General features: G+C 67.1%; 26 protein-coding genes. 13 read left to right on the top strand and 13 right to left on the bottom strand.

All coding sequences use genetic code 11. The features are described 5' to 3' along the window. The first annotated feature begins 5 nt into the window (after positions 1-5). Positions 6-803 (top strand): uroporphyrinogen-III C-methyltransferase, encoded by a 798-nt coding sequence (cobA, locus tag VFE83_RS06875; RefSeq protein WP_324904416.1) that lies wholly within the window; start codon positions 6-8, stop codon positions 801-803. A 191-nt stretch (positions 804-994) separates the two neighbouring features. Here cobA and VFE83_RS06870 read toward each other — a convergent pair whose 3' ends face one another. Together VFE83_RS06870 and VFE83_RS06865 are read right to left on the bottom strand one after the other, a co-directional pair. Next, positions 995-1,267, bottom strand: coding sequence for an HU family DNA-binding protein (locus VFE83_RS06870; protein ID WP_324904414.1), 273 nt, complete (start codon positions 1,265-1,267; stop codon positions 995-997). 148 nt (positions 1,268-1,415) lie between these two features. After that, positions 1,416-1,634 carry a hypothetical protein gene (locus VFE83_RS06865; protein WP_324904412.1) on the bottom strand — a complete coding sequence of 73 codons (219 nt, stop codon included), beginning with the start codon at positions 1,632-1,634 and terminating at the stop codon, positions 1,416-1,418. A gap of 254 nt (positions 1,635-1,888) precedes the next feature. Between VFE83_RS06865 and VFE83_RS06860 the strand changes: the two genes are divergently transcribed. Then, positions 1,889-2,521 (top strand): hypothetical protein, encoded by a 633-nt coding sequence (locus VFE83_RS06860; protein ID WP_324904410.1) that lies wholly within the window; start codon positions 1,889-1,891, stop codon positions 2,519-2,521. Between the two features lie 58 nt (positions 2,522-2,579). Here VFE83_RS06860 and VFE83_RS06855 read toward each other — a convergent pair whose 3' ends face one another. From VFE83_RS06855 to VFE83_RS06845, 3 genes are all read right to left on the bottom strand, one after another. Then, positions 2,580-3,059 (bottom strand): hypothetical protein, encoded by a 480-nt coding sequence (locus tag VFE83_RS06855; protein WP_324904408.1) that lies wholly within the window; start codon positions 3,057-3,059, stop codon positions 2,580-2,582. 267 nt (positions 3,060-3,326) lie between these two features. Continuing rightward, a complete protein-coding gene (locus VFE83_RS06850) occupies positions 3,327-3,998 on the bottom strand; it encodes a hypothetical protein (RefSeq protein WP_324904407.1) in 672 nt (223 codons plus the stop codon). Next, complete coding sequence (locus VFE83_RS06845; protein ID WP_324904405.1) at positions 3,980-4,282, bottom strand: hypothetical protein; 303 nt, start codon at positions 4,280-4,282, stop codon at positions 3,980-3,982. The genes VFE83_RS06850 and VFE83_RS06845 overlap by 19 nt, the downstream gene beginning before the upstream one ends. 441 nt (positions 4,283-4,723) lie before the next feature. Between VFE83_RS06845 and VFE83_RS06840 the strand changes: the two genes are divergently transcribed. Next, a complete protein-coding gene (locus VFE83_RS06840) occupies positions 4,724-5,443 on the top strand; it encodes a TylF/MycF/NovP-related O-methyltransferase (protein ID WP_324904403.1) in 720 nt (239 codons plus the stop codon). 71 nt (positions 5,444-5,514) lie between these two features. Here VFE83_RS06840 and VFE83_RS06835 read toward each other — a convergent pair whose 3' ends face one another. Continuing rightward, on the bottom strand, positions 5,515-5,778 hold the full coding sequence (locus VFE83_RS06835; RefSeq protein WP_324904401.1) for a hypothetical protein: 264 nt from the start codon (positions 5,776-5,778) through the stop codon (positions 5,515-5,517). A 123-nt stretch (positions 5,779-5,901) separates the two neighbouring features. Here VFE83_RS06835 and VFE83_RS06830 point away from each other — a divergent pair, with 123 nt between their 5' ends. The 5 genes from VFE83_RS06830 to VFE83_RS06810 all read left to right on the top strand — a co-directional run bounded on the left by VFE83_RS06830 (position 5,902) and on the right by VFE83_RS06810 (position 10,178). Next, the gene (locus VFE83_RS06830) at positions 5,902-6,525 is read left to right on the top strand and encodes a TetR/AcrR family transcriptional regulator C-terminal domain-containing protein (RefSeq protein WP_324904399.1); all 624 of its coding nucleotides are present in this window, start codon (positions 5,902-5,904) and stop codon (positions 6,523-6,525) included. A 335-nt stretch (positions 6,526-6,860) separates the two neighbouring features. After that, positions 6,861-7,922: an alpha/beta hydrolase gene (locus VFE83_RS06825; RefSeq protein WP_324904396.1), complete on the top strand. Its 1,062-nt coding sequence runs from the start codon at positions 6,861-6,863 to the stop codon at positions 7,920-7,922. Between the two features lie 15 nt (positions 7,923-7,937). Further along, positions 7,938-8,444 (top strand): cytochrome P460 family protein, encoded by a 507-nt coding sequence (locus VFE83_RS06820; protein ID WP_324904394.1) that lies wholly within the window; start codon positions 7,938-7,940, stop codon positions 8,442-8,444. A 26-nt stretch (positions 8,445-8,470) separates the two neighbouring features. Continuing rightward, entirely contained in the window at positions 8,471-9,301 is an 831-nt protein-coding gene (locus tag VFE83_RS06815; protein ID WP_324904392.1) for an oxidoreductase, read from the top strand. A gap of 100 nt (positions 9,302-9,401) precedes the next feature. Then, positions 9,402-10,178, top strand: coding sequence for an alpha/beta hydrolase (locus VFE83_RS06810; RefSeq protein WP_324904391.1), 777 nt, complete (start codon positions 9,402-9,404; stop codon positions 10,176-10,178). Positions 10,179-10,205: 27 nt separating this feature from the next. Here the strand turns inward: VFE83_RS06810 and VFE83_RS06805 are convergent, their stop codons facing one another. From VFE83_RS06805 to VFE83_RS06785, 5 genes are all read right to left on the bottom strand, one after another. Further along, entirely contained in the window at positions 10,206-11,828 is a 1,623-nt protein-coding gene (locus tag VFE83_RS06805; protein WP_324904388.1) for an ABC-F family ATP-binding cassette domain-containing protein, read from the bottom strand. Positions 11,829-12,147: 319 nt separating this feature from the next. After that, positions 12,148-12,978 carry an alpha/beta hydrolase gene (locus VFE83_RS06800; protein ID WP_324904386.1) on the bottom strand — a complete coding sequence of 277 codons (831 nt, stop codon included), beginning with the start codon at positions 12,976-12,978 and terminating at the stop codon, positions 12,148-12,150. A 78-nt stretch (positions 12,979-13,056) separates the two neighbouring features. Further along, positions 13,057-13,449, bottom strand: coding sequence for a response regulator transcription factor (locus tag VFE83_RS06795; RefSeq protein ID WP_324904384.1), 393 nt, complete (start codon positions 13,447-13,449; stop codon positions 13,057-13,059). A gap of 115 nt (positions 13,450-13,564) precedes the next feature. Beyond that, positions 13,565-14,212: a response regulator transcription factor gene (locus VFE83_RS06790; RefSeq protein WP_324904382.1), complete on the bottom strand. Its 648-nt coding sequence runs from the start codon at positions 14,210-14,212 to the stop codon at positions 13,565-13,567. Then, positions 14,209-16,167 (bottom strand): PAS domain-containing sensor histidine kinase, encoded by a 1,959-nt coding sequence (locus tag VFE83_RS06785; protein WP_324904380.1) that lies wholly within the window; start codon positions 16,165-16,167, stop codon positions 14,209-14,211. Before VFE83_RS06785 ends, VFE83_RS06790 begins: the two co-directional genes overlap by 4 nt. Positions 16,168-16,382: 215 nt before the next feature. Between VFE83_RS06785 and VFE83_RS06780 the strand changes: the two genes are divergently transcribed. The 5 genes from VFE83_RS06780 (at position 16,383) to VFE83_RS06760 (ending at position 20,012) form a co-directional block, all read left to right on the top strand. After that, positions 16,383-16,901, top strand: a complete 519-nt coding sequence (locus VFE83_RS06780; protein WP_324904378.1) for a DNA starvation/stationary phase protection protein — start codon at positions 16,383-16,385, stop codon at positions 16,899-16,901. Between the two features lie 207 nt (positions 16,902-17,108). Next, positions 17,109-18,428 (top strand): epoxide hydrolase, encoded by a 1,320-nt coding sequence (locus VFE83_RS06775; RefSeq protein ID WP_324904376.1) that lies wholly within the window; start codon positions 17,109-17,111, stop codon positions 18,426-18,428. A gap of 39 nt (positions 18,429-18,467) precedes the next feature. Further along, positions 18,468-19,205, top strand: coding sequence for a 3-oxoacyl-ACP reductase family protein (locus tag VFE83_RS06770; protein WP_324904375.1), 738 nt, complete (start codon positions 18,468-18,470; stop codon positions 19,203-19,205). Positions 19,206-19,238: 33 nt separating this feature from the next. Next, a complete protein-coding gene (locus VFE83_RS06765) occupies positions 19,239-19,502 on the top strand; it encodes a hypothetical protein (RefSeq protein ID WP_324904373.1) in 264 nt (87 codons plus the stop codon). A 144-nt stretch (positions 19,503-19,646) separates the two neighbouring features. Then, positions 19,647-20,012, top strand: coding sequence for a DUF1801 domain-containing protein (locus VFE83_RS06760; RefSeq protein ID WP_324904371.1), 366 nt, complete (start codon positions 19,647-19,649; stop codon positions 20,010-20,012). Positions 20,013-20,131: 119 nt separating this feature from the next. Here VFE83_RS06760 and VFE83_RS06755 read toward each other — a convergent pair whose 3' ends face one another. Both VFE83_RS06755 and VFE83_RS06750 read right to left on the bottom strand, forming a co-directional pair. Further along, the gene (locus VFE83_RS06755) at positions 20,132-20,575 is read right to left on the bottom strand and encodes a hypothetical protein (RefSeq protein ID WP_324904369.1); all 444 of its coding nucleotides are present in this window, start codon (positions 20,573-20,575) and stop codon (positions 20,132-20,134) included. Positions 20,576-20,703: 128 nt separating this feature from the next. Then, positions 20,704-21,816, bottom strand: a complete 1,113-nt coding sequence (locus VFE83_RS06750) for a calcium:proton antiporter (RefSeq protein WP_324904367.1) — start codon at positions 21,814-21,816, stop codon at positions 20,704-20,706. Positions 21,817-21,908 lie beyond the last annotated feature (92 nt).

Raw genomic sequence — 21,908 nt, 5'->3', positions numbered from 1 at the left:
GCGTCATGAGCGGAGCCGGCGCACCTCGCGTACTGCACGATGTCGTGCTGCTGTCGGCAGGCCCGGGCGATCTGGAACTGCTGACCATCAAGGCCGCCAAGGCGCTCGCAGTGGCTGATGTACTGCTGCTCGACGAACTGGTCGATCCACGCATCACCGAACTGGCGCCGCGTGCCCGCGTCGTCCGCGTCGGAAAGCGGGGCGGTTGCCGCTCCACACCGCAGTCGTTCATCTGCCGGTTGATGCGGCGATATGCGCTGCAGGGCGCGCGGGTGGTGCGCGTGAAGGGCGGCGACGCGCTGCTGTTCGGCCGCGCGGGAGAGGAGATCGCCTTCCTTCGCGATTCGGGCATCCACGTGCGCATCATCAACGGCATCAGCGCGGGGTTCGCGGCCGCCGCCAGCCTCGGCGTCTCGCTGACGCATCGCGATCATTGCCACGGCATCACGTTCGTCACCGCGCATACCCGTGACCACGGCGAGCCCGACTGGGCCGCGCTTGCTGCCACGGGGACCACGCTCGCCATCTACATGGGCATGAGCCGCATCGATGCCATCGCCGCTGCGCTGCGCCCGCACTTGCCGGCCGGCACGCCCGCGGCCGTCGTGCAGTCTGCCAGTCAGACCGATGAAACCCGGCTGCTGACGACGCTGGAGCATTTGGCCGAACAGGCCGATTGCCTGCAACCGGGTCGTCCGGGCGTGATCCTGATAGGACCGGCGCTGGGCGAAGCCATGGCGCAGGAGAAGCCTGCGTTGCCGATGCCAGCCGTGGCGCTGGCCGAAGCACATGCGGAGAGATGAGCGCGGACTACCGCGCGTCGTCGAAACGCTGTCGGCGCCCGGAATGCCGGAACTACACGTCGGGGCAGAGCGCGACGCTGAAACTTCCGTCAATCGCAGGTGGAGCGTTGACGCATCGGCGGTGGGCGAGGGCACGCGCCGGTACAGCGGAAAAGCCCGGACGCGATCGACGCGTCCGGGCCCTGACTGCCTTAGGCCAGCGCTTCCTTGAGCGCCTTGCCCGGCTTGAAAGCGGGCACGATCGCCGACGGAATCTCGATCACTTCGCCGGTCTTCGGATTGCGGCCCTGACGGCCTGCGCGGTTGCGCGCCTCGAAGGTGCCAAAGCCCACCAGGGTCACCGCTTCGCCGCGCTTCAGCGCGTCGGTGATGGCGGCAAGGGTCGAGTTCAGCGCGGCTTCGGCTTGGGCCTTGGTCACGCCGGACTGCTCGGCGATGGTGTCAATCAGCTGGCCTTTGTTCATGGGCATTAGTCCGTTGAGGGGCCGCGCAGGGTAGCCGAGGAAGCCCCTCAAGTCGATCCGACCACACTGATTCACCCCGCCAGACCCGAGCCGGAGAAGGCTGTCGGGCCGGAGAGGGCGCCCGTCAACACCCTGGAATGGCGGACCTTCAGGCCTCGTCGGAGCGTTCGCACCATGCATGGATCTGGGGCGGAAGTTCGGCGATCGCCTCCGAAGGGCCCTCGACTTTCCAGATATCGACGCAACAGCCGCATCCCTCGTTGTCGGACATGGACGTGAGCATCTTCTCCCAGCGCGAGAGCCAGGTCTCGAACGCGGCAACCTCGAACGGGTCGTCCACGGAGACGATGATGGTGGCCTTCGACATGCGCATCGCCTGAAAGATTGCGTACCTGTGCTGTCTGCCCGGGACCGATGGCCCGACCGATATCTGCTGGGCCGGCGCGTCGCCGCGTGGGTCCGCGAATCGCCAGAGCACATGACGCGCCGCCGTCTGACCGACCGTGTTGTCACCTTTTGGCGACTCGCCATGCGACGGCGTGTGCACACCGGACGGACATGACCGAGCCGCATTTCAGATTAACATCGAGCGCCCTGCGTCGTTGATGCAAGCCAGGCCGCGTGCAGCAGCGCAGCCCAGCCGGTGAACTCCTGCGGCCGGCCATGCCATGCATCGCGGCCATGGAGGGCGCAGCTGTTTTTTCCTGGGTAAAACGCAATCACAAGGAGTCATCAGTGCGCGAACCGAAGTCCCTCTGCCGCGGCACGCTTGCCGCATGCGTGTGCATTGCCGCACTACAGGCCGGCAGTCTCATGGCCGCCGAAACCGGCTCGAAATTCTACGATGCAGCGCTTTGCGAGCCACCGTACTCGATGACGTCCGCCACCGAGATCTATGACGCGGTCGAAGAACTCGCCAAGCCCGACACCTCGTCGCTGGGCGCTGCGATCTACGCACTGCCGCAGCAGATCGGGCGCGATGGATTCGAAAGCAACGAGGTGTTCTTCGCCAACAACGCGGTCGGTGTCCTGATCAAAGGCCATCGCGCCGCCGATCTGGCCGCGAAGTACGACCTGAAACCAGAAGCCTCGGACCTGATGGGGACGTCCAGCCAGGGCTATGCGCGGACGCTTCCACCGGACCAGCAGCTGCCCGTCGGGATGCTGGGGCCCGGGAAGGTGGCGATCGTGGCGCGCGAGGGGGCCGGCCTGGGCGACAGGACCCTGCTGGCTTGTGAATTCGTGGCGGACTGAAGTCCTGCATTGGTGGGACGTCGCCGTGGATCGGCAGGCGGAACTCAGCCCACGACAGTCAGCCCACGATGGTAGGGTCGGCGACCTCGACCACCAGCGGCGCCGCCACCAGGCCATCCGGGGCGCGCCACACGCGCGCCTCGGAACCGACGCCCGGCACCTGCGACTGCAGCAGACAGTCGCGTGAGGTGTCGGGGCGCCATCGCGCGCACAGCGGTCGGCCGTCGGGAGGTTGCACGACAAGCGCGAAGGACGTGACCGAACCGTCCTCGGCGAGCACCCACCGCCGCTCCGTCACGCGAGCGGTTGCGGCAACCGCGCGCGGAGCGATCTCGCGCCAGACCGTCTGGAGGTGGCGTTCGAGATTCGCCTGCTCGATCGAGCCGATCAGGATGGCCCAGAGCGCGACCGCAAGGCCGCCGATCATCACGGTGAAAATTACGTTGAACCACCAGCCGGGCGTCTCGCCCGTCCACAGCGCGAAGATGGCCAACGCCGCACCGGCCGTGGCCAGGGTGTTGAACAGCGCGAAAGCCACGCGTCCGGTGACGCCCAAGCGCCGGGGGAACCTCAACGCCTCTGGCGCGTGCCCCGTGGAGGACGCCGTTCCAAGTCGCGGCAAAAGGTGGACGACGTAACCGTCGGCATCGTCGTGCGTCGCAGGCGTTGGCATGGGCGGCATGGTAGCCGGCGCCTCCGGGGCGGCCAAGCCACGACGACCGGGCGCCGGTGACACCTCGCCTCGGCAACGCAGCCATCGCCAGACACAGGATCCGGCGATGCCATCCGATGCAGGCCGGCGTCTTCAGCGTCTGGGCACGTAATTGCCGCCGGCGACCCGGTTCTTCAGGTAGGCCTTCATCGAGGGCGGCAGGACCGATTTCACCTTGCTCTTGATGGATGCCGACAGCTTCGGCTTCGATTCGGTGATGACGAAGTCCTCCCATTCGGGATGGCTCGTCGCGGCATCCACGTGATACCAGAGGTTTCCGTACAGCTGGGTGCGCTGACTGTCCAGGTGGTCGTAGCTGGCCTTGACGCCATGCATGGTGTGGTTGGTGGGCGAGAAGATCACGATGCTGTTGTTCTCGCGCTGCATCTTCCGGGTCTCGCACCACCCCCATGGCACCCAGCAGCGGTCGGCTTCGGGGTGGCCTTCCCAGTAGGCCTGCACGTACTTGTACGGCTCGCGGAACACGAGGTAGTGCGTGTGGTGTTCCCGCTGCTCCGATCCTGGCCCGGGGTTGATGTTGACCATGAACGTCAGCGCCTTCTTGCGGATGTCTGGATGCGGGCTGATCTCGTAGCCGTCCAGATATTTCTGGATGCCGCCGTCGTAGTAGACATCATCGAGGTCGATTCCGAACTTTTCGGCCAGGACTTCCTGTAGCCGTTGTCCGTTCATGAACTGCATCAGCTCCGAGATGAACGCCGACCGCGCGGACGTCAGGCGCAGCGTCACGCCAAAACCTCGCATGCCGAGTTGTTGTGCGTCTGCTTCGCGCTCTTGTTCCGGTGCCAACGTACGTAGGTGTCCTTGTTGGAGATGCAGCCCGGGAAATCGATGATCTTGTAGCCCGCGCCGAATAGCTCATCGAACAGCTGGTCGTCCGAGTCGCGGGCTCTCAGCGCAATATCCGGCGCTGCGGTGACCTGCGCGAAGTGCTGGTCGCTCAGGAAGTTCCTGATGTACAGGTGCGGGAACGGCTCCGTATCGAACTCGGCCGTCTTGATCTTCTGCAGCAGGTATTCGAAGGACATGGTTCTGCACCTCTTGTCGGGTGAACCATCCACTGTTGCCGGAAAGGAGCCGCCAGCACCTCATGACAGTAGCGTCGCAGGTAGATTGCGCGCGCCACGACGAGTGTCGCGACGATCGCGGCCTCGGGCCGGTCGTCCGGACGAACTCAATGCGTCTTCATCAAGCAACCCTCCCGGAGGAGTCCGAGTGCCCGGCGGTCAGTTTTGTCGAGGGCGGGTCAACGCGATCGGGCCTCGACAGCGGCTTGCGACACGGCTTGGAAGCTCGGAGTGCGCCTCGAAGCCTGTTCAGCCGTCGGCGCAGGGCGGGCTCGAAAGTCGAGCGCGCGCGAGTATGCACGGCGCCTTGTCAACGCGGTGCTATCGTCGCTGCGCTGATGTGCTGGCTTGCTCCGGCTCTCTTGGCCGGCGTCGAATCACCCGTGCCTGGAGAGTCCTGAGATGCATGCGAACGTCGCTCCCGAAGCGCTTGAATGGGAATATCTGAATCGGCGCCTCACCGTCACACCAAAGAAAACCGTGCTGGAGCTTTGCGTGGCGCTGTCACGCAACGTGCCCGGCCACATCATGGAATTCGGCGTGGCGAAGGGAGATTCGACCCGGATTCTTCGGCGCGCGCTCGGCCATTCGGACAAGCGCATCTACGCCTGCGATTCATTCGAAGGCCTCAGGGAAAAGTTCGAGAACGCCGAGGTCGGGACGTTTGCGTGCAAGCCGCCGCGGATCAGCGGCGTCGAGATCGTGAAGGGATACTTCGAGGACTCCCTGACGCCGGAACTCGCAGCGAAGGTGGGGCGCGTTGCGTTCGCGTCTCTCGATGCGGATCTGTATTCGTCCACGATCTGCGTCCTGCGTTGGCTGACGCCTTTGCTGGGATCGGGAAGCCTGCTGCTGTTCGATGAGTTCCTTGGCGAGAAGGAATCCGAGAAGCGGGCCTTCGAAGACTGGTCCCGCGAGACGGGACTTCGCACGGTCAGGATCGCCGAGTTCGTGCGTGAGCCCAGCGGCTGGGGCACGAGGATCGACAAGCGCCCGCTCTTCCAGGTCGTGGGTGACGATCAGCTGCCAATGCCCCCGGTTTCTTTCCGGAAACGCCTGCGTGCCAGCCCCCTAGGCAAGATCGCTCGCAGTGCGCGTGACATGGTGCGCGACCGGAAGTAGCGCACAGCAAGGCGCGCAATCGCGACGCACGGAACGCCAGAGGACCATCATTGGCGGCGCGCGCACATTGTTCAACTCCAGCCCAACTGCTCCAGCGTCACCGGCTTGGGTGACAGCGGGCGTTCCTCGACGCGCCGTACGCGACAACCCAGAGCGTGAATCAAGGCGACGACGTCCGCCTGGTGGAATCGCCCCTCGATGTCCAGCGTCGCGTGCGCGGTATCCGCCCGGATGCGTGCTCCCAGGTCGAGGCGCAGCAGCGCATCGACGACGGGGCGCTGCACGGATTCGATTCCTTCGATCTCGAGCAGCAGGTGGCAGTCGGGGGCTCTCATGGCGGGGCGCTTGGTGGTAGCGGTACGTGCAGGCGTGCGCCGGTCGGGAGCGTCGCGCGGGAAATCTAACGGTGTTAGTCATGCTAGTCTAACGGTGTTAGGTTCGCAATCTGAGTGCACGACATGGCCATTCAGCGGGAACAGGTCGTCGCGGCTGCCCTCAAGCTGCTCGACGAGAAGGGCATCGAAGGACTCAGCCTGCGCAGGCTCGCGCAGGACCTCGCCATCCAGGCGCCTTCCCTCTACTGGCACTTCGCCAGCAAGCAGGCGGTGATCGAGGCAGTGGCCAATGCGCTGCTGGAGGATGTGGCGCGTGACGTGCCGCCGGACCTGGATTGGCGGGCGACGTGCGTCCGCGTTTCCGACGAACTGCGGCAGGCGTTGAGATCGCGTCGCGATGGTGCGCGCGTGCTGGCCGCCGCGTACGTGGTGGCGGACAACGTGCTGCGTCCGGGCGAAGCGATGATCGCGGCACTGGTTCGGGCCGGCGCCGACATCGAGTTCGCCGCCACCAGTGCATTCAGCGTGTTCCATTACGTGCTCGGCCTGGTCACCGTCGAACAGTCGCTGGGCGGCGATGAAGCCGGAAGCTACGGGACGGCGTTCGAAATCGCGGCGCAAGGCGATTTTCCGCATGTCCTGCAGGCGCGCGCCGTGCTGATGTCCGGGGACTTCGACTCGCTGTTCTCCAGTGGATTGTCCCTGATGCTCGACGGCATCGCGCTGCGACTGTCGCAAGCGACCTAGCGGGTTTCCACGCAGCGCGGAACGACGCTGTCAGGTCGAAACCGCAAGGATCTCCTCGCCGCACCATCCATTGGTATGGATCCATACCAACGTGTTATCGCGTGGCGCTGGACCGGCTGATTAGATGGTCATGACCGCAGCGATCGCTCGCAGCGGATCGACGGCCGACCCGGTCGAACATTTCGATACGAAGGGCGGCATCTCCGGACACACCGGAGATACACAGGCAAATCAGGCTGTGCTCACCACGGCGCCATGCGGCGCCGCGCCGGGCAGGTGCGTGCTTTCGCGCGGCGTCCGGTGTCACTCGGCACCAAACGATCACGGAGACCCTCATGGACAAGCTTCAACACGATCAGGTCGATCCGCTCCGCCGCCTGATGCTGGGCACGGCGGCGCTGGGGGTGGCGGCGGCCCCGCTTGGCCTGGTGCGCCCCGCGCATGCGGCGGCATCGACGTCGCCATCCGGGACGCCGACGCCGCGCCGCGCGCAGCACACCTCGTTCGCGCCGCTGAAGCAGGTGCGTGCCGGCGTGCTGGACGTGGCCTACGCGGAGGCCGGCCCGGCCAATGGCCCGCCGGTGATCCTGCTGCACGGTTGGCCGTACGACATCTACAGCTACGTCGACGTGGCGCCGCTGCTGGCGAAGGTCGGCTATCGCGTGATCGTGCCGTACCTGCGCGGTTACGGCGGCACGCGCTTCGTGTCGGCGGACACGCTGCGCAACGGCCAGCCCTCGGCACTGGCGGAGGACGTGTTGCAGCTGATGGACGCGCTGCGCATCCGCACCGCGGTGCTTGGCGGCTTCGACTGGGGCGCGCGTTCGGCTGATATCGTCGCCGCGTTGTGGCCGGAGCGGGTCAAGGCGCTGGTCGCCGTCAGCGGTTACCTGATCGGCAGCCAGGCGTCGGGCCAGGTTCCGCTGGTGCCCGATGCGGAGCTGCAGTGGTGGTACCAGTACTACTTCGCCACCGAGCGCGGTCGCGAAGGTTACGACAAGTATCGCCACGACTTCGCCAAGCTCATCTGGAAGCTGGCCTCGCCCAAGTGGGCGTTCGATGACGCGACCTTCGACCGCAGCGCGGCGGCGTTCGCCAATCCGGACCACGTCGACATCGTCATCCACAACTACCGCTGGCGCCTGGGCCTGGCAAAGGGCGAGGCGAAATACGACGCGCTGGAAGGCCGCCTGGCCCAGTTTCCGTCGATCGGCGTTCCGACCATCACGATGGAAGGCGACGCCAACGGCGCGCCGCATCCGCCGCCGGAATCCTACGCGAAGCGCTTCACCGGCAAGTACGAACACCGCCTGATCACCGGCGGCATCGGCCACAACCTGCCGCAGGAAGATCCGCATGCGTTCGCGCAGGCGGTGATCGATGCGGACCGTCTGTGACGGGAGGCGAGGGCAATGAACATCCGATGGCTGATGCTGCCGGCGGCGATCGTCGCGCTGGGCATGTTCTCGCCGGCGTTCCGGGTCGATGCCGATACCCACAAGCCTGCCTCGCCGATCTACGGCGTGACGGTGCCCGATGGCTATCGCAAGTGGGAGCTCATCGCCCCGGCGCGCGAGGCGGCACCGTTCGACGAACTGCGCGTGGTGCTCGGTAACGATGTCGCGGCCATGGCGTATCGCAAGGGCACGCGGCCGTTCCCGGACGGCAGCGTGCTGGTGAAGCTGGCCTGGAAGGAAGTGCAGTCGCCGGATTTCGCGTCGGCCACCATTCCGGGCAAGGCGACCACCGTGCAGATCATGGTGAAGGACTCCAAGAAGTACGCCGCGACCGGCGGCTGGGGCTTCGGGCGCTTCATCGACGGCGTGCCGACCGACGAGGCGCAGCATCGCACCTGTTTCGCCTGCCACGAGTCGCGCGTGAAGGACCGTGACTACGTGTTCACGCAGTGGGCGCCGTGAGCCGCGGGACTGACGAGGCCAACGACATGAGCCAACGATGGCTGATCACCGGCAGTTCCCGCGGCCTGGGTCGCGCGCTCGCGCAGGCGGTGCTCGAAGCGGGGCATCGCCTGGTGGCGACGGCACGCGATCCAGCGCAGCTGCAGTATCTGGTCGAGCGTCATGGCGACGCGGTCCGCGCGGTGCCGCTGGACGTGACCGATCCGGCGGCGGCCGACGCCGCGGTGCAGGCCGCGGTCGAGGCCTTCGGCGGCCTCGACGTGCTGGTCAACAACGCCGGCTACGGCAACGTCAATTCCGTCGAGGACACATCGCTCGAGGAGTTCCGCCGCCAGATCGAAACCAACCTGTTCGGCACCATCATCATGACCAAGGCCGCGATTGCGCTGATGCGCCTGCAGCGAAGCGGCCACATCATCCAGTTCTCGTCGGTCGGCGGACGCGTCGGCGCACCCGGCCGCGCGCCGTACTCGGCGGCGAAGTGGGGCGTGGAAGGATTCTCCGAAGTGCTGGCGCAGGAAATGGCCCTGGTCGGCGTGCGCGTGACGATCATCGAGCCCGGCGGATTCCGCACCGACTTCGCCGGGGCTTCGACCACACTGCACGAAGGCCGGGCGGAGTACGACGCCGTGGTCGGCAATGCCGCACGCATGCAGCGCGCCTACGACGGTCGCCAGCCGGGCGATCCCGCGCGTGCGGCCCAGGCGATCCTCGCCGTCACGGCAGTCGACGCACCACCGCTCCGGCTCGCACTCGGCAGCGATGCAGTGGCTGCCATCGAACGCGCCGAGCACCTGCGCCTGGAGGAACTCGCACGATGGCGCGAGCTCAGCACGTCCACCGATTTTCCGACCTGATCGCATCCGGTCGGCAGCAGGCACGCGGCCGACACGCCGTCGTCGCTTATCCCGGCGCTCCGGCGCTATCCCCCAAGGCTGTACCCGAAGGAGAACGAAGATGAAGAACCTGCTGGCCGCACTGGCCATGAGCGCGGCCTCGCTGGTCGCGGCCGACGCCTCGGCGCAGACGGCAAAACCCACCGTCGTGCTGGTGCACGGCGCGTTCGCGGATGCGTCCAGCTGGAACGGCGTGATCCGCATCCTGGAGAAGGACGGCTACCCGGTGGTGGCCGTCGCCAACCCGCTGCGCGGCGTCGCCAGCGACGGTGCGTACGTGTCCGGCATCGTGTCCAGCCTCGGCAAGCCGGTGGTGCTGGTCGGGCATTCCTATGGCGGCAGCGTCATCACCGAGGCCGCGCGTGGCCAGTCCAGCGTCAAGGCGCTGGTCTACGTCAGCGCGTTCGCTCCGGCCGAGGGCGAAACGGCTGCCGGCCTGTCCGGCCAGTTCCCGGGCAGCACGCTCGGCCAGGCGCTCGCGCCGCCGGTGAAGCTCGCCACGGGCGGAAACGACCTGTACATCCTGCAGGACAGGTTCCACCAGCAGTTCGCGGCGGACGTGCCGAAGGCGGACGCAGTCCTGATGGCGGCCACCCAGCGCCCGATCACCGAAGCGGCGCTCAACGAGAAATCCGGCAGCCCGGCGTGGACCAGCATTCCGTCGTGGTTCGTCTATGGCGACCAGGACCGCAATATCCCGCCGAAGGCGCTGGGCTTCATGGCCGAACGCGCGAAGTCGCGCAAGGCCGAGGTGGTTCCGGGTGGCTCGCACGTGGTGATGGTGTCGCACCCGGATACCGTGGCCCGACTGATCGAGCGCGCCGCCACGGCGAAGTGACGTAGGGGATGTCCATCGAACGTCGCCTCAGGTGGTGTCCCTGAGGCGACCGTTCTGCAACATCAGGCGGCGCGTCGGCGAGAGATGATCGACGAACGCATCGTCGTGGCTGACCACCACCAGCGCGCCGCGATACGCACGCAGCGCGCTTTCGAGTTCGCGCACGGCGTCCAGGTCGAGGTTGTTGGTCGGCTCGTCCAGCACCAGCAACTGCGGTGCCGGCGTGGCGTGCAGCACGCAGGCCAGGCTGGCACGCAGGCGTTCGCCGCCGGACAGGGCCGACACCGGCAGATGCATGTCATCGGCGCGGAACAGCCAGCGCGCGAGCAGGTGGCCGCGTTCCGCATCGGGCAGTTCCGGTGTGCAGCGGGCGAAGTTGCCTGCCACGGTGTCGTTCGCATCCAGCGCGTCCAACCGCTGCGACAGCATCGCGATGCGGCCCGGCCCGCGCTGGACCGAGCCTGCGCACGGCGACAGCTCGCCGGCAATCAGCTGCAGCAGCGTGGTCTTGCCCGCACCGTTGGCGCCGTGCAGGGCAATGCGCTCGGGCCCGCGGATCTGCAGGTCCACGCCGTGCGCTCCGAACAACGCACGGCCATCGCGCACCACCTGCAGGCTTCGTCCGGAGAACAGCAGCCGTGACGCTGGCACTTCCGTGGCCGGTAGCTCCAGCTTCAACTCCGGCGTGTCGCGCAGGCCGCGGCGGGCTTCGATCAGTCGCTGCTGCGCGTCGACGATCCGCGCCGAATGTACGTCGTCCGACCGCCCGGCCGAGACCTGCGCCGCGCGCTTGCGATTGCCCGCCACGATGCGCGCCAGGCCGGCGCTATGCAGGTTGCGTGCGGCGTTGCCGGCGCGTCGCTCCATGCGTTCGCGCGCCTGCTGGCGTTCGCGTTGCTCTCGCTTCACCGTCTGCCGGAGACCGCGAACTTCCTGTTCGGCCGCTTCGGCTTCGACACGCGTGGCCTCTTCGTAGAATTCGAAGCCGCCGCCGTACAGGCGCAGCGCGCTGCGGTCGAGCTCCGCGATCTGGTCCATACGGTCGAGCAGGCCGCGATCGTGGCTGGCCACCACCAGGCAGCCATCCCATTCGTCCACCATACGGTAAAGACGCTGGCGCGCGTCGCGGTCGAGATGGTTGGATGGCTCGTCCAGCAGCAGCACATCGGGGCGTTCGAGCCACTGCGCGGCGAGCCCAACGGCCATCACCTCGCCGCCGCTCAGGCTTTCCAGCCGGCGATCGAGCGCGACGTGATCCAGGCCGAGCCGGGCAAGCGTGGCGCGCGTGCGGTCTTCCAGGTCCCAGTCGTCGCCGACGGTGTCGAACAACGCCTGATCCGTCCGGCCGCTGGCGATGGCGGCCAGCGCATCGAGCCGGCCGGCAACGCCCAGCACTTCGGCCACGCGCAACGCGCGCGACAGCGCGAGCTGCTGCGGCAGATAGGCGAGGGTGCCGGCGACTTCCACGTGACCCGTAGTGGGCGCCAATTCTCCGGCCAGCAGCCGCATCAGCGTGCTCTTGCCCGCGCCGTTGGGCGCGACCAGGCCGGTGCGCTGCGCACCCAGCGTGAACGAGAGGTCCTCGAAGACCGGCGTACCGTCCGGCCAGGCGAAACGAAGTTGCGAAACGCGAACGTGCGCGTGCGTCATGAAACGATCTCCATCGGGCCGGCGAGGCGTGTCGCGCGGCGGATCAGGCCAGCGATCGCCCTGCGCGCGTCAGTCGCGGCGGCAGGCGGATCGGTGGTGTCGGCGAAGGAGTCGTTCGATCACATGACGCGTGGAGTGCTCCGTGGATGCCGCGTCCGTCACCTGCGGGATGACGGCACGGACGGGCGGCCATTATTCGATGTTCGTGCGCGATTGTCTTCCTGCAGCATCGCCGGCGTTCAGCCAGACCCCGGGCATGGAGGATGAGCGGCCGCCGTCCGTGGCGGCGCGCTCTTGACGCGGCAGGTTGCAGTTCGAATCAGCGCCGGATGAAGTCCAGCAGGTCGGCGTTGATCACGTCCGCATGGGTGGTGCACATGCCGTGCGGGTATCCGGGGTAGACCTTCAGCGTGCCGTGCTTGAGCAGCTTGATCGTCAGCAGCGCCGAATCGGCGATCGGCACGACCTGGTCGTCATCGCCGTGCAGCACCAGTGTCGGTACGTCGATGGCCTGCAGGTCCTGCGTGAAGTCCGTCTCGGAGAACGCCTTGATGCCGTCGTAATGCGCCTTGGCGCCGCCGTTCATGCCCTGGCGCCACCAGTTGTCGATGACGCCCGGGTTGACCTTCGCGCCATCGCGGTTGAAACCGTAGAACGGTCCGGCCGGGAAATCGCGGAAGAACTGCGCGCGATTTACGGCCACCGCGGCACGAATGCCGTCGAAAACTTCGCCCGGCAGGCCGCCCGGATTGGCGGCGGTCTTCAGCATGATCGGCGGCACAGCGCCGATGAGCACCGCCTTCGCGACGCGGCCACGGCCGTGGCGAGCGACGTAACGCGCGACTTCGCCGCCGCCGGTGGAGTGGCCGATGTGCACGGCATCGCGCAGGTCGAGGTGGTTCATCACGGCGGCGGCATCGGCGACGTAGTGGTCCATGTCGTGGCCGTCGCTGACCTGGCTCGAACGCCCGTGCCCGCGGCGGTCGTGCGCGATGACGCGATAACCGTGCGAGAGGAAGAACAGCATCTGTGCATCCCAGTCGTCGCTGGACAGAGGCCAGCCATGATGGAAGACGATGGGTTGCGCCGTCTTCGGGCCCCAGTCCTTGTAGAAGATGCTGACGCCGTCGTCGGTGGTGATGATGCTCATTGCCGGTTTCTCCGTGAGGGATTCGAAGAAACTACGGCGTTGGTTGCGATGCGAGAATCGTACGTGCGGTTCGCGGATTCATACGAAGGTGTGGTTGCCTTCGCCACGCTCCAGCGCCGCGACGATGCAACGCGCGAGGGTCGGGCCGTCCATCGGCTTGACCAGGTACGCGAAGGCGCCGCTGGCCAGCACGCGGTCGCGCGTGGTGTCGGACGGATAGGCCGTCATCACGATCACGGGAAACCGACGTCCTGCCTCGGCCAGTGCGTCCAGCAACTGCGCGCCGGTCATGCGCGGCATCTGCATGTCGGTGATGAGGCAGCCGGGATCGCCCGCGTCCGCGTCCTCGAGGAACGCGACGGCCGAGCCGTACGTGCGGACCTCGTGACCGAGCGACCGCAACAGGCTGGAAAGCGATGTCCTGACGCCATCGTCGTCGTCGACGATGGCGATCATGGGTGCGGGGTTCATCAGTCGGGCCCTTCGCGCCGCGCTGTGCACGAGCGTGCATCCGATGGCGGCCCATGCACGTTAACCGCGCGCCGCCCGGCGCGGAATCATACGCAGGTATGTTCGTGCGGCCGGCTCAGCCGGTGGCCACGCCCAGCGCCTGCGCCTGGCGCACCAAGTCAGCCAGGGTGCGCACGCCCATCTTCCGCATGACGTTGCCGCGGTGGATCTTCACGGTGATCTCGCTCAGCCCGATCAGGCCGGCCACCTGCTTGTTCATCAGGCCCGACGCGACATGCGCCATCACTTCGCGCTCGCGCGGGGTCAGCGTCGCGTAGCGCGCGCGCACCTCGTCCAGTGCGGAAGCCTCCGCCCGCCGTTGCGTGTCGCGCTCGATGGCCGCCGCGACCGCATCGAGCATGTCCTGGTCGCGGAAGGGCTTGGGCAGGAAGTCCACCGCGCCGGCCTTCATCGCGCGCACCGACATCGGGATGTCGCCGTGCCCGGTCATGAACACGATGGGCAGCGCGATGCCGTGCCGCGCCAGTTGGTCCTGCAGGTCCAGACCGCTGATGCCGGGCAGGCGCACGTCCAGGATGAGGCACCCGGGACCGTCCGGCACCGCCGCCTGCAGCAGTTCCGCGGGCGAGGCGAACGACAGCGTGCGCAGGCCGATGGAGCGGAACAGGCTGTCGAGCGCCTCGCGTATCGCCGCCTCGTCGTCGACGATGACGACGATGGGAGGAGGCGTTGCCGGGCTGCGCGGGTGGGCGGGCGTGTTCATGCGGGCATATCCGTGGACGCGATGGAAAGCGACAGCGTGAACGTCGCACCGCGACCGGGCTCGCTGTCGACGACAAGCCGGCCGCCGTGCGCTTCGGCGATGGTCCTGCAGATCGCCAGGCCCATGCCCATGCCCTGCGGTCGCGTGGTGAAGAAGGGATCGAACAGGCGCTCCATGTGTTCGGGCAGGATGCCGGGACCTGTATCCGCCACCGCGATGTCGATGCAGTCGTCGCCGACGCACGCGCGCACGGCGAGGTGCCGGCGTCCTGGCTGCCCCGTCATCGCCTGGCTGGCGTTGACCATCAGGTTCACCAGCACCTGCTGGAGCTGCACGCGATCGCCGCGCACCTCGGGCAGGTGCGGCTCCAGCTCCAGCTGCAACTCCACCATGCCGCGCGCGAGTTCGTGCTGCACCAGGCGCGCCGCATCCTCGATCACGACCGTCACGTCGAGCGCTTCGCTGCGCGCCGGCGCCTTGCCCAGGAACGCACGGATCCGCTGCACGATCTCGCCGGCACGGCGTCCTTCGGACACGATGCGCGTGATCGCGGTTTCCACCTCGCCCAGATCGGGCGGGTCGCGCCGCAGCCAGCGCAGGCCGGCCTCGCCGTACGTGACCACGGTCATCAGCGGCTGGTTGACCTCGTGCGCGATCGACGCCGTCAGCTCGCCCAGCGTGGACACGCGCGAGGCGTGCGCCAGCTCGGTCTGCGCCAGCAGCAGGGCGTCCTGTGCACGCCGCCGCTCGGTGTTGTCGAGCACGAACACCAGCACGGTCGCATCGCCATCTTCCGGCAAGGGAAACGTGATGGTGAACAGCACCGGCGCGCGGCTGCCGTCGACGCGGACGATTTCGGTCTCGCCTTCGTGGAACGCGTCGCCGCGTGCGAAGGCGAGCAGGGCGCCGGCGAATGTCCGGTCCGCATCGCCCAGCACGTCGTGCACGGAGGCGGGCGCAGGCGTGGACTCGTCGCCGCCCAGCATCGTCGCGAAGGCGGGGTTGACGTCCTCGATGCACGCCAGTCGGCACGCCTGGCTGATGAAGCCGGGATGCTCGGCGATGTGCGCCGCCAGTGCCTCCGCGTCGTGCAGGCCGCGGGCGTCCAGCTCCGCCCGTACCGCGCTCCAGTCCTGCTGGAGCACGCCGATGCGGCTTTCGTCGAACATGCGCCGATAACGCCGTTCACTGCGCACCAGGGCGGCATACGCCGCCTTGCGTTCGGTGACGTCGGTGTGTGTTTCCAGCACGCCGACGATGCGGCCGTGATGGTCGCGCTGCAGTACCCAGCGGCTGTCGAGCACCAGCGTGTTGCCGTGGCGCGTGACCTGTTCCAGTACGCCTTCCCACCGCCCGGTTGCCAGCAGCTCGGCCTCGATGGCTTCGCGCCGGTCCGGATAGCAGGTGCCGAGCAGCTCGTCCGCCTTGCGGCCCAGCGCTTCATCCGGCGACCAGCCGTACACGCTCTCGGCCGTGCTGTTCCAGAACGTGATCGTGCCGCCGATGTCGCGCACGAAGATCATGTCGTGCGACACGTCCAGCAGTGTGGCCTGCGCGACGAGCGTGCGCACCGCGCTCTGGTTGCGCAGCGCCAGCAGCGCGGCAATGCCGATGGCCGCCAGGCTGACGAACGCGCGCACCGTCTGCGAGCCGACGTGCTCCAGGCCGTGCGTGTCCACGTACGCGGCAAGGGTGAGCACCGCGCCGCTTACCGCTGCCACGATGATGTCGCCGCGCCGGTGCGTTCCGGCCACCAGCAGCACGGCGACCACGTAGAGCACCGCGACCGCGCCTTCCAGCGTGGTCAGGGTGTCCAGCAGGAAGATGGCCAGCATCAGCAGCGCGGCCGCGGCGCGCAGCACCATGCGGTTCATGCACTCGCGTCCGGGTGCACGCACCGAGCCCCGCGACAGCGAGGGCGAGCGATACGGATCCATGCGGGGCGGGGCAGGCAAGCGGGTCTCCGTAGTGGCGACAAACCGGCCGGACACTAGCACCGTCGCGTTGCCCGGCGCAGGTAACGTCGTGCGCTTTTCGCGTCGTCGATGCGCGGATACAAACCAAGGTATGAGCAGACGAAACGATCATCCAATACAGCCGGCGCATCGACGTGCCTAGTCTGGATTCATCGGCCGAGCGGCCGGCCTCGCCTCAAGGAAGCAGATCGTTCATGAACATGCTGCCCGTCAAATCGCGCCAGTCGGCGTCGCTGCACACCCGCACGGACCTGCGTTCGCAATCCGGAATCGACATTGCCGGCGCGCTCACCGTGCTGCTGGCCGACATGCTGGCGTTGTACCTGAAGACCAGGAACTTCCACTGGCACATGTCCGGTCCGCATTTCCGCGACTACCACCTGTTGCTGGACGACCAGGCCACCGAGATCTTCGCCACCACCGACACCATCGCCGAACGCGCGCGCAAGGTCGGCGGCACAACGCTGCGCTCGATCGGCCACGTGCAGCGCCTGCAGCGGCTGCTGGACAACGATGCCGAATACGTCACGCCGCAGGACATGCTGGCCGAACTGGCCGACGACAACCGCCGGCTCGCGTCGTTCCTGCGAGCCACGCACGGCGTGTGCGAGCAGTATGGCGACGTGGCCACCACCAGCCTGCTCGAAACCTGGATCGACGAGGCCGAGCGCCGCAGCTGGTTCCTGTTCGAAACCACGCGCGCACCACGCTGAGGCCACGACAGCACGCCATTGGCGGGCAGAGCGGGCAACTTTCGCCGGCCGCCGAAGCCGCGGTTGATCAGTGGCGACATTTCGTTACACAACACCGCGTAGGCCGACACACCGGAGATACGCGTGCGCCCCAATCTGGCTTCGCCGGGTCGACAAAGCACTGCGACCGCGACCTGAAGACCACCACGAATTCCAGGAGTATCCACAATGCATTCCCCCGAAACCAACGAACCCATCGACGGCGAGCGGCGGCGCTTCATCGGTACCGCTGCCATGACCATGGCCGCCGCGGGCGCCTGGAGCCTGTTGCCCGGCGACGTGCTGGCGGCCGCGCAGCCTGATGGCGTCCGCCCTTTCAAGGTGCGCATTCCGGAATCGGACGTACTCGACATGCGCCGCCGCGCGAGCGCGACGCGCTGGCCGGACCGCGAAACGGTCGGCGACGAATCGCAGGGCCTGCAACTGGCGCGGCTGCAGGCGCTGGTCGGTTACTGGGCCACCGATTACGACTGGCGCAATGTCGAGCGCAAGCTCAACTCACTACCGCAATTCACCACGAAGCTGGATGGGCTGGACGTGCACTTCATCCACGTACGCTCGCGTCACGCCGACGCCATGCCGTTGATCCTCACCCATGGCTGGCCGGGCTCGGTGCTCGAGTTCCTCAAGGCCATCGGCCCGCTGACGGACCCGACCGCGCACGGCGGCCGCGCGGAGGACGCCTTCCATGTGGTGATCCCCTCCATTCCCGGCTACGGATTCTCGGAGCGTCCACGTGAGGCCGGATGGGGGCCCGATCGCATCGGTCGCGCGTGGGACGTGCTGATGAAGCGCCTGGGTTACGCGCGCTACGTATCGCAGGGCGGCGACCACGGCTCGGTGATCTCCGACGTGATGGCACGGCAGGCACCGGCAGGGCTGCTCGGCATCCACCTCAACATGCCCGCCACCGTGCCGCAGGATGTCATCCGCGCGATCAACGCGGGCGATCCCGCACCCGCCGGCCTGGACGCGAACGAGCGCGCCGCATTCGACGCACTGAACGCATTCTTTTCGAAGAACGCCGCCTACGGCGCGATGATGGTGACGCGTCCGCAGACCGTCGGGTATGCGCTGACGGATTCGCCAGCGGGACTCGCCGGGTGGATGTACGACAAGTTCACCCAGTGGACCGACAGCAACGGCGATCCGGAGCGCGTGCTCACGCGTGACGAGATGCTGGACGACATCAGCCTGTACTGGCTGACCAACAGCGCGGTGTCCGCGGCACGGTTCTACTGGGAGAACCACAACAACAACTTCAGCGCCGTCGCGCAGAAGACGGGTGAGATCGCCATCCCGGTGGCCATCACGGTGTTCCCGGGCGAGATCTACCGCGCGCCGCGGACGTGGGCGACGCAGGCCTACCGCACGCTCTACTACTTCAACGAAGTCGACAAGGGCGGCCATTTCGCCGCGTGGGAGCAACCGGAACTGTTCGCCAGCGAACTGCGCGCCGCCTTCAGGCCGCTGCGTGCGCGGCTCTGATCCTGGCCGGCTGCCATCTACATTCTCGGAGACAGCAACATGAGCGACACGCAGCATCTGCAGGGCAAGGCCGCCCTGGTATTCGGCGGATCGCGCGGCATCGGCGCCGCCATCGCGCGCCGGCTGGGCAGCGAAGGCGTACGCGTCGCGCTGACCTACGCCACGTCGCCCGGCAAGGCGCAGGAAGTGGCCGACGACATCGAAGCGACAGGTACGCAGGCCGTCGCGATCCAGGCGGACAGCAGCGATGCCGATGCCATCCGCAACGCCGTCGAGCAGACCTTCGAGCGCTTCGGCCGTCTCGACATCGTCGTGGTGAATGCGGGCGTGCTGACGCTCGGGCCCATCGATGCCATCGCGCTGGAAGACCTGGACCGCGCCCTGGCGGTCAACGTGCGTGGCGTATTCCTCGCCATCCAGGCCGCACAGTCGCGCATGGGGCAGGGTGGCCGAATCATCACCATCGGCAGCAACACCGCCAATCACGCATCGCCGGGTTCAAGCGTGTACGCCATGACCAAGGCGGCGGTGGCCATGCTGGTGCGCAGCGTCGCGCTGGACCTGGCGGCGCGCGGCATCACCGTCAACAACATCCAGCCCGGCCCGACGCTCACCGACATGACGCAGGACCTGATCGACCGCGTGCTTCCGCACGTTCCGGTCGGCCGCGTTGCGGTGCCGTCGGAGATCGCCGGCATGGTGGCGTATCTCGCCGGCGACGAAGCGGGCTACGTCACCGGCGCCAGCCTGACCATCGACGGAGGCATGTCGCTGTAATCCGGCGCGGCCAACCTGCCGCCGGCCTTGCCCATGCCCACACCCGACTGCCACCTGCTGCTGGAAGTGCACGACCTGTCTGGCCTGGCCAGACCGCTGGTCGACGCCGTGCTTCGGATCGATCTGGGCGCCCGCATCACGCCGGATGCGACCCGCGGCACGGTCCAGGTCGAAGGGCGTTTCCGGAAGGCGGAAGTGATCGCCGCGGCAAGCCGGATCGGTTGCGAGGTCCTGCGCGTCGAGGAACGGCCGCCGTCGCCCAAGGTCGCAGGCTCGACCTGGTTCGGCTGGGCCTAGGTATAGAAGGATCTAGTCAAGGTCAGGACGCGGCCGGACAATCCGCTCGAACCCTGCCATTGATGCGCTGGCATGGCGCTAATCGGTCGGAGGAAGATCATGGGGAGCCACAAGTTGAAGTCCGCGCCATCCGTGGAGGACTTCATGAGCCACGCGCCGCAACCACTCAGGGCAGAGATGGAAGCACTCCGCCAGCTCGTGTTGTCCGCCAGCCCGGGGATTGGCGAGGAGGTGAAGTGGAACGCGCCGAGTTTCCACCTCGGCGAGCACTTCGCCACGATGCGCCTCAACGGCAAGGTCCCGCTGCAACTCATCCTGCATCGGGGAGCGAAGAAGAGCGAGTTGCCGCCACCGGCGATCGACGACCCGACAGGACTTCTCGAATGGTTGGGCCCGGACCGGGCGTGCGTGAACTTCACGAAGCCGGGAGCCGTGTCCGCACGGGCCGATGCGTTGAAGACGATCCTGCAGCAATGGGTGAATTACATTCCACCGCGAACGGTGGGTTGAACGATCCGCGCTTCGGCGTTGGCCCCGACAGCCCGGCACACATGCGTCAGGCGAGACACACCACGCTCTTCAGTCAGGAAGTGCCCGTTTCCGGCCCCTCTCGTATCAGTCCGGCATCGCTAGTCGGCCTTCTCGATCCGATAGGCGATCAGACCCCACGCTCCGGAGGTGGAGTTTCCAGAGCATTGGTACGACCACGCCTGTACCCAGTGACCGTTGGCGTGGGTCACGGTGATGGTGTCACCAGGCTGACCACTGGTCGGCAATGGAACGGGTGGCGCAGGCACGCTCTTCGCGACTATGCCGTTTGATACCGATGTCGACCGGAGTTCCACGGTGATCTGGTCGCCCGGCACGAAACGTAGAGCGGAACCAGGTCCAAACGGGGCGTCCTTTGCGCGCAGCCATTCCTGAATCTGGACGCCTTCAGCCGAGCCGGCGCTGTACTCCGAGCGGGTGGTGGTCTGCGAGGTGTACCTGTCTGCTGCCCCTACAGTACCGACGCCACCGATCGCAATAACTGCAGCGAGGAGCCAGACGGTCCGAGAGTTCGCGTGCTTCATGCAGTGCTTCTCCTTTAGCGACTTCAATGTCGCGGTCCGACCGTACGTCTGAGCTCCTTTTCTAGCTTTGCGGGACTTGGCAGGTCGATAGTTGGATACTTGCCGAGCGCGCCGCACCGCGCGCCGGCTCACGGGTTGAACGCAAGCACCAGGAACGCGACGAACAGCGACAGGTGCACCGCGCCGACCAGCATGGTGGTGCGCGCACTGAGGAAGGTGACGGTCGTCAGCAGCAATGTCGCGGCGAGCAGCGCGATGCCGACCGGCGGCAATCCCAGCAGTACGGGCTGGCCGCGGGCCAGGCCAACGAACAATGTCACCGGCACCGAAATTCCCAGCGTGGACGTCGCCGCGCCAAGGCTCACGTTGATCGCCTTGGTCAGCTGGTTGGCGCCGACTGCGATCAGCGTGGACATGCCCTCCGGCGCGAACACCAGCATGGCGATCACCACGCCGCCGACCGCAGTCGGTATGCCGAAGTGCGACAGGCCGCGATCCAGCAGTTCGGCCAGGGGTGTAGCCAGCAGCGAGATCGGCACCATGCACAGCAGCAGGCCGGCGGTGTGCATTGCCAGCCGCTTTGCGCGGCCCGCGTCGGCAGCAGGCTCATGCATCGCTGGCGCAGGGGCGGGCGGTGGCGCAGGTTCCGTTGCCTCCACGAAGTAGGCCTGGTGGCGACCGATCTGCAACCACAGGAACAGGCCGTACAGGAACAGCGTCATGATCGAGAAACACACCGACTGCAGCAGGGTCAGCGTGCCGTCCGGCGTGGAAGTGGTGAAGCTGGGCAGCACCAGGGCGATGCTCGACAGCGGTATCACCACCGAGAGGTAGGCGGTGGCGCCCTGCAGGTTGAACAACTGCTCGTGATAGCGGTAGCCGCCGATCAGCAGGCCGATGCCGACCACGCCATTGAGCACGATCATCAGCACCGAGAACATCGCGTCGCGCGCAAGGGTGGAGACCTCCTCGTCGACGAACATCGCCGCGCAGATCAGCACCACCTCGATCGCCGACACGGACATCGTGAGGACCAGCGTGCCGAATGGTTCGGGCAGCTCCCGCGCCAGCGCCTCGGCCTCCTGCACGGCATCGAACGCGCTCCACAGCACCACCAGAACCAGCCAGATGAAGATGCCGGTGTGCAGCAGCGGGCGGCCGGGCGCTTCCAGGCCGGGCGTCGCGATCAGCAGGGCGACGACGGTAAGCCAGCCTGCAATCGCGCCCGCGCTGATCCTCATCTGGACCTCCCTGCGTGGCGATGACGCGCGCGGTCCATCGACCGCGCCCGCGGTTTCGCGGCCATCGCGATGCGTTCGACGAAGACCATCAC

The organism is Lysobacter sp. (assembly GCF_035655815.1).
Classification (GTDB): domain Bacteria; phylum Pseudomonadota; class Gammaproteobacteria; order Xanthomonadales; family Xanthomonadaceae; genus Lysobacter_J.
Note: the sequence above shows the minus strand (reverse complement) of the source record. Positions and strands in the feature narration are given on the sequence as shown.